Source organism: Sphingobacterium faecale (assembly GCF_016746095.1).
In the GTDB taxonomy this organism is placed as follows: Bacteria; Bacteroidota; Bacteroidia; order Sphingobacteriales; family Sphingobacteriaceae; genus Sphingobacterium; species Sphingobacterium faecale.
On record NZ_JAERTY010000005.1, the window covers coordinates 26,903 to 39,115 of the forward strand.

General features: G+C 40.1%; 12 protein-coding genes. 9 read left to right on the plus strand and 3 right to left on the minus strand.

Annotation, left to right across the window (positions count from 1 at the left end; all coding sequences use genetic code 11):
- The first annotated feature begins 22 nt into the window (after positions 1-22).
- Both JKG61_RS10140 and JKG61_RS10145 read left to right on the plus strand, forming a co-directional pair.
- Positions 23-2,344 (plus strand): TonB-dependent receptor, encoded by a 2,322-nt coding sequence (locus JKG61_RS10140; RefSeq protein WP_202102867.1) that lies wholly within the window; start codon positions 23-25, stop codon positions 2,342-2,344.
- Positions 2,345-2,346: 2 nt separating this feature from the next.
- Positions 2,347-3,138: a DUF4249 domain-containing protein gene (locus JKG61_RS10145; protein WP_202102868.1), complete on the plus strand. Its 792-nt coding sequence runs from the start codon at positions 2,347-2,349 to the stop codon at positions 3,136-3,138.
- On the opposite strand, the gene JKG61_RS10150 is transcribed toward JKG61_RS10145, so the two are convergent.
- Complete coding sequence (locus JKG61_RS10150; protein WP_202102869.1) at positions 3,135-3,743, minus strand: polysaccharide deacetylase family protein; 609 nt, start codon at positions 3,741-3,743, stop codon at positions 3,135-3,137. The two genes, JKG61_RS10145 and JKG61_RS10150, sit on opposite strands and share 4 nt — an antisense overlap.
- Before the next feature lie 81 nt (positions 3,744-3,824).
- Here JKG61_RS10150 and JKG61_RS10155 point away from each other — a divergent pair, with 81 nt between their 5' ends.
- Genes JKG61_RS10155 through JKG61_RS10165 form a run of 3 tightly spaced genes read left to right on the plus strand, consistent with a single transcriptional unit; the run spans position 3,825 to position 6,087 of the window.
- Positions 3,825-4,748: a ComEA family DNA-binding protein gene (locus tag JKG61_RS10155; protein WP_202102870.1), complete on the plus strand. Its 924-nt coding sequence runs from the start codon at positions 3,825-3,827 to the stop codon at positions 4,746-4,748.
- A 5-nt stretch (positions 4,749-4,753) separates the two neighbouring features.
- Entirely contained in the window at positions 4,754-5,281 is a 528-nt protein-coding gene (locus JKG61_RS10160) for an adenine phosphoribosyltransferase (protein WP_202102871.1), read from the plus strand.
- Positions 5,282-5,331: 50 nt separating this feature from the next.
- Complete coding sequence (locus JKG61_RS10165) at positions 5,332-6,087, plus strand: TerC family protein (RefSeq protein ID WP_202102872.1); 756 nt, start codon at positions 5,332-5,334, stop codon at positions 6,085-6,087.
- Positions 6,088-6,163: 76 nt separating this feature from the next.
- Here JKG61_RS10165 and JKG61_RS10170 read toward each other — a convergent pair whose 3' ends face one another.
- Both JKG61_RS10170 and gpmI read right to left on the minus strand, forming a co-directional pair.
- Positions 6,164-6,739, minus strand: a complete 576-nt coding sequence (locus JKG61_RS10170) for a hypothetical protein (protein ID WP_202102873.1) — start codon at positions 6,737-6,739, stop codon at positions 6,164-6,166.
- Complete coding sequence (gene gpmI, locus JKG61_RS10175; RefSeq protein ID WP_202102874.1) at positions 6,723-8,261, minus strand: 2,3-bisphosphoglycerate-independent phosphoglycerate mutase; 1,539 nt, start codon at positions 8,259-8,261, stop codon at positions 6,723-6,725. Before gpmI ends, JKG61_RS10170 begins: the two co-directional genes overlap by 17 nt.
- Before the next feature lie 365 nt (positions 8,262-8,626).
- Here gpmI and nadC point away from each other — a divergent pair, with 365 nt between their 5' ends.
- The 4 genes from nadC to JKG61_RS10195 all read left to right on the plus strand — a co-directional run bounded on the left by nadC (position 8,627) and on the right by JKG61_RS10195 (position 12,184).
- Positions 8,627-9,484 (plus strand): carboxylating nicotinate-nucleotide diphosphorylase, encoded by an 858-nt coding sequence (gene nadC / locus JKG61_RS10180; RefSeq protein ID WP_202102875.1) that lies wholly within the window; start codon positions 8,627-8,629, stop codon positions 9,482-9,484.
- 9 nt (positions 9,485-9,493) lie between these two features.
- Positions 9,494-10,144 (plus strand): glycerol-3-phosphate 1-O-acyltransferase PlsY, encoded by a 651-nt coding sequence (gene plsY / locus JKG61_RS10185; protein ID WP_202102876.1) that lies wholly within the window; start codon positions 9,494-9,496, stop codon positions 10,142-10,144.
- A gap of 60 nt (positions 10,145-10,204) precedes the next feature.
- Positions 10,205-11,008 carry a M48 family metallopeptidase gene (locus JKG61_RS10190; RefSeq protein WP_202102877.1) on the plus strand — a complete coding sequence of 268 codons (804 nt, stop codon included), beginning with the start codon at positions 10,205-10,207 and terminating at the stop codon, positions 11,006-11,008.
- Between the two features lie 99 nt (positions 11,009-11,107).
- The gene (locus tag JKG61_RS10195; RefSeq protein ID WP_202102878.1) at positions 11,108-12,184 is read left to right on the plus strand and encodes an agmatinase family protein; all 1,077 of its coding nucleotides are present in this window, start codon (positions 11,108-11,110) and stop codon (positions 12,182-12,184) included.
- Positions 12,185-12,213 lie beyond the last annotated feature (29 nt).

The following is a 12,213-nucleotide window of genomic DNA, read 5'->3' on the forward strand; positions in this document are numbered from 1 at the left end:
ATTTTATTCCGTTTCAACACCTATGCGCTTACAGTTAATTGTTACCTTAATAAGTCTATTTACCTATATTAATACTTATGCACAGCAACGGGCTACGATCAGTGGTTATGTTAAAGATGCCTCATCTGGAGAGCTTTTGATAGGCGCTGCCATACAGGTAAAAGGGCAGCAACTATCCACTTCGACAAATAGCTACGGTTATTTTTCTATAGATGTACAACCGGGAGAGCTAGAAATCACGGCCTCTTTTGTAGGTTATAAAGCGTTGCATACAAAAATAAACATACAGGAAAAAAAACAACTGACACTGGAGTTGGATCCCGTAGATAATGTGTTGGATGAGGTGGTTATCTCTGGAAAGAAGCGAAATGACAATGTGACAAATGCGCAGATGGGGGCACTTAATTTTACGATGGAGGAAGTTAAAAATGTCCCTGTGTTATTTGGCGAGCGCGATATTCTGAAGACGATACAGATGTTGCCCGGTGTTGCTAAAGGAGGAGAGGGATCTTCTAATTTTTATGTTAGAGGTGGAGGCGGAGACCAAAATCTTATTTTGTTGGATGAAGCTACGGTATATAATGCTTCGCACCTGATGGGTTTCTTTTCGACGTTTAATTCAGATGCCATTAAGGATGTTGCGTTATATAAAGGGGGGATACCAGCACAGTATGGAGGGCGGGCTTCGTCGGTGCTAGATATCCGTATGTTGGATGGTAACAACAAGAAATTTGCGGCAGAAGGCGGGTTAGGATTAATAGCTTCGAGACTTAAGCTGGAAGGGCCGATTGTTAAAGACAAAAGTTCTTTTATGATTTCGGGAAGGCGTACCTATGCAGACCTCTTCCTGAAACTCTCCGATGATGAGACTATAAATAAGAGTAAGCTGTATTTTTATGACTTGAATGCCAAGGCCAACTATAGGTTTAACGATAAGAATACCTTGTACCTCTCTGGCTATTTTGGAAAAGATGACTTGGGCTACGGCGATTTATTCAGTTTTGACTGGGGCAACGCTACGGCGACCGCCCGTTGGAATCATGTATTTAATGAAAAGCTTTTTAGCAATACCTCTGTTATATACAGTGATTTTACCTATAGAGTAAATGTCTCTAGTGACGATAGTAAATTTAAGATCGCATCTAAGATTGAAAATATCAATTTAAAACAGGACTTTTCTTATTATCGGAATAATCTCAATACATTCCGCTTCGGAATACATGGATTGCGGCAGAGGGTCTCTCCTGCAAGTCTTAATGCAGGTGATAACGCTTCGGTAAATTCTATAGATATACAGAAAAGATATGGTATTGAACTGGCCGCCTACGCTTCGCATGAATGGAAGCCTTCTAACTGGCTTTCGTTGATATATGGTTTACGACTTACGGATTTTATGGTTCAGGGACCGGGAACATATTATACCTTTGATGAAGATGGGGAAGTTATTGATAGTAAGGATTATGATGGTAGAATAGTAAAGCATCACTTAAATTTGGAACCTAGGATGTCGATGTCTTTTATCCTTAATCCAAAAAATAGTGTAAAGTTATCTTATAACAGGGTCGTACAGAATTTGCACCAATTGACAAATACGACCTCTTCGTTGCCCACAGATCAATTTGTACTAAGTAGCATTAATATTAAACCTCAATATGCTGATCAAGTGGCTGCGGGGTATTTTAGAAATTTTGTAGATAATACGTATGAACTCTCTATAGAATCTTATTATAAATACATGGGGAATCAGATTGACTTTAGGAATGGAGCTGATTTGCAGGCTAACAAGTACTTGGAAGGAGAGTTGTTATTTGGACAGGGAAGAGCGTATGGTGTGGAATTATTGCTCCGCAAAGCAAGAGGGCGGTTCAATGGATGGTTAAGCTATACACTGGGTAAGAGCGAGCGTCAGTTTGACCAGATCAACGAAGGCAACTGGTTTAATGCGCGTCAGGATAGGACGCATGATGTTTCTATCGTAGCGATGTATGAGCTATCAAAGAAATGGAGTTTGGGTGCAAATTTTGTGTATTATACAGGTAATGCTATCACTTTTCCTAGCGGAAAGTACAGCATCAATGGTAATACGATGTTCTATTACACAGAGAGAAACGGCTATAGAATGCCTGATTACCATCGATTGGATATTTCGGCAACCTATGAACCTAAGCCTGCGCATAAGCGCTTTCATTCGAGTTGGTCTTTTGGACTTTATAACGTATATAACAGAAAGAATGCATATATCATCGACTTTAGAGAAAATGAGAATAATGCGCAGATAACAGAAGCATATCGTATTGCTCTGTTTGGAGCTATTCCTTCTGTAACATGGAACTTTAAATTTTAGCTATGAATCATTGTAGAGTTTATATATTTCTTATTATAAGTGTCTTATTAGTTTCTTGTGAAGATCTAATAGATGTGAATTTAAATAGTGCCAATCCAAAAATCGTAGTAGAGGCGGACTTGAATGATCTCAGCGCAAAGCAGGTGATCTGGGTATCCCGAACGGTGGATTTTGACTCTCCGGTGCCGAGTGAACCAATAAGTGGGGCTGTGGTATCCGTGGCAGATAGTAAAGGGCGTTTGTTTAGTTTTGTGGACAAGGGAGATGGACAGTATGTCAAAGAAGGTTTTAAGCCTGAAATAGGGTTAACTTATAATCTAACGGTAAGTATACAAGGTGAAGAATTTAAATCTTCCACCAAAATGAATCCATTTGTGTCAGTGGATTCATTGGCGGTGAAGGAAGAGACGATTTTTAATGAACCTTACTATTTTGTTGTCTTGAAATTTGAAGACCCGAAAGATGTGCCTAATTATTACAAGTATGATATTTCGGTAAACGGAGGAGGTTTTAAATTTGCGAATGCGTATAATGATAAGTTTAATGACGGATTGTATGTTTCGCATCAAGTAGCAGATCGTGACAATTCGCTCGAGGTTGGAGATAGTGTGATCGTAAGACGTCAGTGTGTAGCAAAGGAGGTGTATACCTACTGGAATCAGATACAGATGCTCAACCCTGGTAGCGCTGCACCGGCTAACCCCACTTCTAACCTATCTAATGGTGCCCTAGGCTATTTTAGTGTGAGTAGTGCAAAAGAGTATGGTGTTAAGATCATAAAAGAGGAAAATTAAAGGGTATCAAATGTGTACCCTTTTTGAAGAAAATGGGTTATGGTCCTAGGTAAGGCATATTTTACGCTAGGAATCGCTTTCAAATTATCATGAAAAACGATAATAGACCCGCTTTTGGTATGTTTGAGTACGTTGGCATAACATTTTTCCGGACTGATATTCAAGTCGAAATCACCGGTAAGGACATCCCAATAGATAAGTTCGAAGTGTTTGCGCAATATATTAATCTGTGATTTTTTTGCCCGTGCATAGGGGGGTCTGAATAGCTTACTTTTGGTATGTTCCTGACATAGCATTACATTTTCGATGTATACCTCGTCGGGGGTATCCCAACCCTTTAAATGGTTGAATGTATGGTTGCCTATACGATGTCCTTCCTGGACTAGTCTTTGGTAGATTTCGGGATGCTTCACGATATTTTCTCCTACACAAAAAAAAGTCGCCTTGACCTGATGTTCTTGTAAGACATCCAAGATCCAGGGTGTAATCTCAGGTATAGGGCCGTCGTCGAATGTCAGATATATTTTCTTACTTGCTCTGGACCGGTTCCAGGTGACGCTTGGATACATCCAGCGGAGAAAAAAAGGCGCATTGACAAAATACATTTCAGATTTCAGTATTAATTTACCAAATTTAGCTAAAGATTATTAACCAATTGGTCTCAAAATAGAAAAGAGAGGCTGTTTATGAAAAAATTTTTCAGGTATTTTGAACTTTCTCTGGCAGAGCAACGTGGTTTTATAGCACTCAGTGGTCTTGTTTTGTGCCTGTTAGCAGTTCCCACTATTAACAAGATAGTTAGACAGGAGGAAGATCTAAGCTATGCCTTAGTACTATTGGATAGGCGGGGTACAGACGAAAAGAAATTCGTGAATAAAGAAGAGGATGTCACTAAAGGTGTAATAGAAAAGGTGATGCCGATAGCGGATTTTGACCCTAATGGCTTATCGATAGAAAAGTGGCAAAAATTGGGCTTAAGCCAGAACCAGGCCCAGGTAATTAAAAATTACGAAGCGAAAGGTGGAAGGTTTTTTTCGAAAGAGGACTTAGCCAGGGTATACTCGATTTCCAGATCGGAATATGAAAGACTAGCGCCGCATGTGAAGATTGATCAAAGTAAGTTGACGGAAGCGAGGAAAGGAAATTTCTTAGCAGCTTCGGATAATAGAAGGAAGGTTGAGAAATCGATACCGTCGGTGGACCGAAAAAAGCAAATGTTGGATGTGATGCAAGCAGATAGTGCGGATTGGGTCACATTGAAAGGCATAGGGCCAGTTTTTGCTAAGCGTATCATTAATTATAAGAATGCGCTTGGAGGTTTTAACAGTGTCGATCAGATAAGTGAGGTATATGGATTGCCTCCGGAAACTTATGCACGGATTAAAGATCAGTTATATCTTTCATCGGACTCAAAAATTAAGACAATAGACATCAATACATGCTCTATCGATGAGTTATCAAAGCATCCTTATATCTCTAAGAAGCAAGCACAATGGATTGTAAATTACAGAACACAACATGGTGTTTATACCGATTTGTCAAGTTTAGAAGGTATAGCACTACTGGATCAAGATTTTTTGCGTAAAATTGAGCCGTATTTAAAATTTTGAATGTAATGTTAGAGCAAAAACTGAGAGAAGTTATTCGGGATATCCCTGACTTTCCAAGTCCAGGAATTATATTTAAAGACATTACACCGGTATTAAAAGACGCAACTCTGTGCGTTGATATTGTAAACGAGTTTGCGGACAAGTTGAAAGATGTAGACATCGATGCAATAGCTGGAGTGGAGAGTAGGGGATTCTTGTTCGGACTGATGTTGGCTACCAAGCTGGGGATACCATTTGTTCCCATCAGAAAGCAGGGGAGATTGCCGTACAAGACGATTGCTGAATCTTATAAACTGGAGTATGGGCAAGCTACAATTGAAGTACATGAAGATGCGCTAGATGCGGGGACAAAAGTACTGATCCATGATGACCTATTGGCGACTGGGGGTACGGTTGTGGCGAGTGCTAAGTTGATTGAAAAATTGGGCGGGGTAGTGGTTGGTTTCTCCTTTGTAATAAGCCTGGATTTCTTGAATGGAGCCGGAAGATTGAGGCGTTTTAGTGACAATATTATTTCTTTGGTAAGATATTAGGATTATACGTTCTGTTTTATATTTTTACGGTTTAAAAAATATAAAAATGTATGGAATGGATCACTGACCCTCAAATTTGGATTTCTTTTTTAACACTGACTGTGCTAGAGATTGTACTCGGTATAGATAATATTGTGTTTATTTCTATTCAAAGTGCTAAACTGCCGGCCGAACAACAAAAGAAAGCAAGAAAGATCGGTCTTTTACTGGCATTGGTAATGCGTGTATTACTCTTATTTTCTATCAAATGGGTAATGGGGCTAACCGCACCTCTGATTAATCTATCTGAATGGTTTGACTGGAATAATGAGAAGTATGCACGATATTTCGTGTTGTCCGGACGTGATCTTATTCTATTTATAGGAGGATTGTTCCTCATATACAAAAGTACTACTGAAATACACCATAAGGTGGAAGGAGAGGTTGAAGTGGCATCGACTGGTAAGAAAGTTGTTTCGTTTGCTTCTGTAATTGTACAGATTCTTATTTTGGACCTGGTGTTCTCGTTAGATTCAGTAATCACTGCGGTAGGGATGGTGGATCAGATCGGCGTGATGATTGCTTCCGTTATCGTAGCTGTGGGTATTATGCTGCTATCAGCGGAATCAATCAGTAAATTTGTTAATGATTATCCCTCTGTGAAAATGCTAGCATTAGCATTCTTATTGTTAATTGGGGTTTCGCTTACAGCTGAAGCATTTGATCAACATATTCCTAAGGGATATATCTATTTTGCAATGGCTTTCTCTGTACTTGTAGAGTATCTTAATATAAAATCGCAAAGAAAAGCCTTAAAGAAAAAATAAGAATAGAATAAGGGGCGGTTCAACATTAAAATGTGGGCCGCCCCTTTTGCTTATAGGTAAAACATTGTGTCGTGTTTTATTCTATTATTCCTTCTATTCGGTAATGTCGGTCTCCCAACATTTTTACAGATTGTAATTTATCTATAGTATATCTTTTCCCTTTTACATATTCGAGGTGTTCGGATGTGTTATAGAGAAGATTTTTGGTTGACTTTTTAATGATAAATGTCGTAGGAATCTGGTCCGTATAGACAATTTCCAATAAAGATAAATCTAGCGAGGGATCGGTTACAGTATATTTTACCGTATTTCCGATGCTGTCTTTTCGATACGTTCCGCGATATGCAGGTTTGTTGAGGTCTACTGCCAAAAAGCTTGCTAACTCCTTGTCCCATGCCGCAATAACGAGTTCTTTTGTTTCCGATACACGGTCTTCTGATACCGTTTTTTTGATTTTCGGTTGCAAAGAATCTAAACGCGCTATTTCTTGCTGAAAAAAAGAAGGCAAATCAAATTGTTGTATCACGGTAGTGGTTTTGGTTTCCGATGATGGTGATCCGCATGAACTATGCATAGCTATCACAAGACTTACAATCGCTAACGTAACTATTTTTCTTCCTTTTTCTTTCCGTTGACTAGTATACCAGAACATCTCCACTCATTTCTATAGGAATGTCTAAATCTAGCAGCCTAAGAACCGTAGGTGCAACATCGCCTAGTTTACCGTCTTTAATATGTAAATAATCTTTATCAATCAATATACAAGGTACCAGATTGGTGGTGTGCGCTGTATTAGGAGAACCATCTTCGTTGACCATGAACTCCGAATTTCCGTGGTCAGCTAAAATAATGAATGAATAACCATAAGCTAGACCGGTCTCGACAACCTGCTGGGTACAACGGTCTACAGTCTCTACGGCTTTTACCACAGCGTCGAATACTCCTGTATGTCCCACCATGTCTGGGTTGGCGAAATTAAGACAAATGAAATCCGGTTGATTATTTCTAATGTCCTCCGAGATAGCCTGTGTAATCCCGACTGCACTCATTTCTGGCTGAAGATCATATGTTGCTACTTTGGGTGAAGGTATTAATAACCGACGTTCTTTATCAAACTCTTTTTCACGGCCTCCGGAGAAGAAAAACGTCACATGGGGATATTTTTCGGTTTCGGCTATACGTACTTGGCTCTTTCCTTGAGATGCTAAAGCTTCACCCAAAGTCTGCGATAAGTTATCTTTTTCAAATACAACGTGAATGTTCTTGAAAGTTTCGTCATAGGACGTCATGGTTACATAGTACAATTCTAAAGGGGCCATGTTGTAATCTGGAAAAGCTTGTTGAGTCAAGGCTATTGATATTTCACGTCCACGGTCTGTCCTAAAGTTAAAGCAGATAACTACGTCGCCATTCGCTATTGTAGCTACCGGACGATTCTGTTCGTCAACCATGACAATAGGCTTTACAAATTCATCAGTAATCCCTTCATCATAAGAGTTCTGTATCGAAGCAATCATATTTTTAGAAGGTGTTCCTATTCCTTTAGTCAATAAATTGTAGGCTTGTTGTACGCGTTCCCAACGATTGTCCCTATCCATTGCATAATATCTACCTATTGCAGAGGCTATCTTTCCGCAGGAATGGGTCAGGTGTTCCTGTAGATTCTGTAGGTAGCCAACACCTCCATTGGGGTCGGTATCTCTGCCATCCATAAAGGCGTGGATAAATACTTGGTCGTTGGATAAACCGAACGACTGGGCTGCATCGCAGAGCGCTTTTAGGTGATCGATATGAGCATGCACTCCACCATCGGACAAGAGTCCGATAAAGTGTACTTTTTTATGATTTGATCTTGCGTATTCAAATGCGTTTTGAATGATTGGATCTCGGTTGAAATCACCTTCCCGAGCAGCTTTATTTATACGTCCAAGCTCTTGATATACGATTCGACCGGCACCTAGGTTCATGTGTCCTACCTCGGAATTCCCCATTTGTCCTTGCGGAAGTCCGACAGATTCTCCAGAGGCTTCCAGTTTAGAGTTGGGATAGGTCGAAAGCAATTTGTCAAGAAAAGGCGTTTGCGCAGCACGAACTGCATTTGAATTATCTTCTTTGCCATACCCTAATCCATCCAGGATGAGTAGAGCTACTTTTTTTTGATTTGAACTGTTCACACACAAATATAACAATTTTAAAAGATAAACTTATTGATAGAAGCACGCTAAAAGTACAGAGAGGAGGAGGTATTGATAAGGTATCCGACCGAGTTGCTGTTGACAGATCTTGATTAAACAAGTTATAATTACGGATAGGAAGCGGGTGACAACTTGGGCGAGGTTAAGAATCAAAATGCTATTTTTATTTATAGTATTAACTCTACAAAACGAAATTTTCGTGTTTTGGTCAAAGTGATTGAGTTGAAGGGAGCTGTGTCTATATCTGAGCTCCGGATTGATTGATTTCAGGGAATTTAATAAACAATAATTTTTTAGAATAAATTTATTTTATTCATCTTAGCTTAATATTTGACGCTAAATAAATGGATCAAGAGTATAAGAAAGAGCTGAACTATTTTGTTCAACAGGCTTTGGAGGAAGATGTTAGAGACGGAGACCATACTTCTTTGGCGGCATTGCCAGAGGACAAATTGGGAGAAGCTAAACTACTGGTAAAGGAAAATGGTATTTTGGCTGGAATAGAGGTCGGCGTAGAGATCTTGCATCAAGTAGACCCCACATTACAGGTGGAAGTTTTTATTAAAGATGGTCAAGACGTTGTAGTCGGTGATATTGCGCTGATCGCGAAAGGAAAGATTCATTCTATTCTCAAAGCGGAGCGTTTGGTACTTAACGTCATGCAGCGTATGTCAGGCATTGCTACAAGAACTGCTGAATACGTAAAAGAACTGCAAGGAACAAAAGCACGGGTATTAGATACGCGGAAAACAACGCCTTTACTTCGTTTTTTGGAGAAAAAAGCTGTTGTGATAGGTGGAGGTGTGAATCATCGGTTTGGATTGTATGATATGATACTGATTAAGGACAATCATGTTGATTATGCCGGCAGTGTGTCTGCAGCAGTCAACAATGCTGTCGCTTATAAACAGAAAACAGGTATTGATATTCCTATTGAGGTGGAGGTCCGTAATTTTGACGAATTGCAAGAGCTATTGGACTGTAAGGGTGTAGATAGGGTAATGTTCGATAATTTTGAGCCGGAGGATGTGCGCAAAGCTGTAGAGCTTGTGAATGGTAGACTCGTAACCGAAGCATCGGGTGGTATAACGCTAGAAACGATCCGTGCGTACGCCTCGTCGGGCGTAGATTTTATATCGGTGGGAGCGTTGACACATTCGGTTAAAAGTTTAGATCTAAGTTTAAAAGCGAGACTTATTTAATAGAAGTTAATGATTTCGATTTACTTAGTAAGTATTGTAATTCTTGCCTATTTATTCGGCTCTATACCGACTGCTGTGTGGTTTGGTCAGGCTTTTTACGGGGTGGATGTTAGAGAGTACGGTAGCGGTAACGCCGGGGCAACTAATACATTTCGTGTATTGGGAAAAAAGGCGGGTGCTATCGTCATGTTTGTGGATATTTTCAAGGGGTGGACAGCAACAAATCTGCCTTATCTTTTGGATACAACTATAGTTGGGGATTATCGGTCACCGCATTTTGTAAACTTCCAGCTTGCATTGGGTGTAATAGCTGTTTTGGGACATTTATTCCCATTATTTGCAGGTTTTAGAGGAGGGAAGGGAGTTGCTACATTATTCGGTATGGTATTAGCTATTCATTGGCCAGCCGCATTGTGTTGCGTATCTGTCTTTATACTATGTTTACTGATCACGCATTACGTATCTCTAAGCTCTATTTCGGCAGGATTTACTTTTCCGATTAGTCTAGCATTAATATTTAAGACAACGGTGCCGTCGATTATGTTATATGCAATTGCGATCTGTGCCCTGATATTGATTACGCACCAAAAAAATATAGAGAGGCTTTTGAAAGGACACGAGTCCAAGATTTATTTGTTTAAAAAAAGACGAAGTGATTAAACTATCACATGTTTGAATTGTTTTAATCCACAAGGTCATTGTCAGATAATAAAAAATAGGATGAAAAGGTTATTTAATTATGCAGCGGTTTTGCTTTTGGGAGCAGTAGTTGCAGGTTGTGCTACTTCAGCTATTACGGGAAGAAAATATCTTAAGCTTGTAGATAGTAGCGCAATAAACGATCAAGCAGCATTAGCTTATAAGGAATTCTTGTCGAATTCGAGCACAAAAGTTGTCACGGGCACAGCTAATGCTACTGCTGTAAAGCGTGTTGGTAACGATATTGCCGCCGCTACGATGCGCTTTCTTAAGGAAAGAGGGATAGCAGATCGCTACAACTTCAATTGGGAATTTAATCTAATTCAAAATGATGAAGTCAACGCTTGGTGTATGCCAGGTGGAAAAGTAGCGGTATTCACAGGTATATTGCCTTTTACAGGAACAGATGCTGGCTTGGCAACAGTAATGGGCCATGAGATTGCTCATGCTATTGAAGAGCACTCGGTAGCTCAGGTGTCCAACAAAATTGCGGCACAGGGAATTGGTCAGATAATTGGGGTAGCTTCAGCGACGACGGACAATAAGTGGATCGATGCACTCAATTTAACCTATGGTATCGGAGCACCGATAGGTATGCTTAAATTTTCAAGGGATGATGAATTGGCTGCGGACAAAGCTGGATTGATCATCATGGCCATGGCGGGATATGATCCGAATCAGGCGGTGAAATTTTGGGAGCGTATGGCTTCTGCAAAATCAGGAAACCAGCCTGCAGAATGGACTAGTACACACCCGAGCGATGCCCGAAGGATTAGTCAGCTGCAGAGCTTAATACCTGAAGCGATGAAATATTATAAAAAATAGATTTTAGTAAACGCTATTGAAACAGCAACCAGGTAAATGGTTGCTGTTTTATTTTTATAGAAATAGTATCTTTGCGACACGTATTAAAAAATGCTATTTATGTCAACAAAAGAAGATAAGATTGCAACTTTTGACCCCTCTCAACCGGGATTAGCAGATGCAAGTATTTATGGATTGCCTTTTTCGGCAGAGGAGAGTGAAATTATTATTGTTTCGGTGCCTTGGGAAGTAACAGTAAGTTATGGCGCCGGAGCTTCTGAAGGACCAGCAGCTATATTGGATGCTTCATTTCAGGTAGACCTATTGCATCAGGAATTTCCGGAGTTATGGAAATTGGGAATCTATCTAGACGAAGGACCAGCACATTGGAAAGCCAGTAGCGCCCTGTATAAGGAGATGGCTCAGCCTATTATCGAAGCCTTGGAGAATGGGGAGATTGTGGACGATAATCCAGTTTTAAAAGCAGACTTAGCTAAGATAAATGAAGCTTCCGCTGTGCTTAATACCGAGCTTAAGGAGCTTGTGACTGCATGGATAAATAAAGGCAAAAAGGTTATCTTATTGGGTGGAGATCATTCTACGCCTTATGGATATTATCAAGCCTTAGCATCGATTTATGGTAGTTTTGGTATATTTCATTTTGACGCGCACATGGATTTGCGTATTGAATATGAAGGTTTTACCTACTCACATGCTTCCATTATGTACAATGCTATACAACTGCCAGAGGTATCTAAACTGGTGCAGGTTGGGATCCGTGATTTCTGTGAGCAGGAAGTAGCGGTTGTCAAAGGTTCTGATAAAGTGAAAGTCTTTACCGATGCTGATTTGAAAAAAGGTCAATTCGAGGGCAAGACCTGGCAAGAGCAGGTCGATGAAGCCATCGCTTTATTGCCAGACAATGTAGCCGTAAGTTTTGACATTGATGCTCTTTATCAATGGTACTGTCCAAATACGGGGACACCTGTACCGGGTGGACTCTCTTACGAACAGGCTGTGTATGCATTAAGCCGTCTTGCTGAATCCAACAAGAAAATTATAGGTATGGACTTAGTAGAAGTCGCTCCAGGTGAGGATGAATGGGATGGAAATGTAGGGGCTCGCCTGTTGTTCCATATGTGTGGCGTATTGGCAAAAAACAACGGCCTGGCAGTTGGAAACAAAGTCATATTTTAGGCTTTTATGCGTATTTACCTTTGATTTTG

Coding starts and splice junctions, on each gene's coding strand:
- JKG61_RS10140 (WP_202102867.1), top strand. CDS start 23: ATGCGCTTACAGTTAATTGTTACCTTAATAAGTCTATTTACCTATATT.
- JKG61_RS10145 (WP_202102868.1), top strand. CDS start 2,347: ATGAATCATTGTAGAGTTTATATATTTCTTATTATAAGTGTCTTATTA.
- JKG61_RS10150 (WP_202102869.1), bottom strand. CDS start 3,743: ATGTATTTTGTCAATGCGCCTTTTTTTCTCCGCTGGATGTATCCAAGC.
- JKG61_RS10155 (WP_202102870.1), top strand. CDS start 3,825: ATGAAAAAATTTTTCAGGTATTTTGAACTTTCTCTGGCAGAGCAACGT.
- JKG61_RS10160 (WP_202102871.1), top strand. CDS start 4,754: ATGTTAGAGCAAAAACTGAGAGAAGTTATTCGGGATATCCCTGACTTT.
- JKG61_RS10165 (WP_202102872.1), top strand. CDS start 5,332: ATGGAATGGATCACTGACCCTCAAATTTGGATTTCTTTTTTAACACTG.
- JKG61_RS10170 (WP_202102873.1), bottom strand. CDS start 6,739: ATGTTCTGGTATACTAGTCAACGGAAAGAAAAAGGAAGAAAAATAGTT.
- nadC (WP_202102875.1), top strand. CDS start 8,627: ATGGATCAAGAGTATAAGAAAGAGCTGAACTATTTTGTTCAACAGGCT.
- plsY (WP_202102876.1), top strand. CDS start 9,494: ATGATTTCGATTTACTTAGTAAGTATTGTAATTCTTGCCTATTTATTC.
- JKG61_RS10190 (WP_202102877.1), top strand. CDS start 10,205: ATGAAAAGGTTATTTAATTATGCAGCGGTTTTGCTTTTGGGAGCAGTA.
- JKG61_RS10195 (WP_202102878.1), top strand. CDS start 11,108: ATGTCAACAAAAGAAGATAAGATTGCAACTTTTGACCCCTCTCAACCG.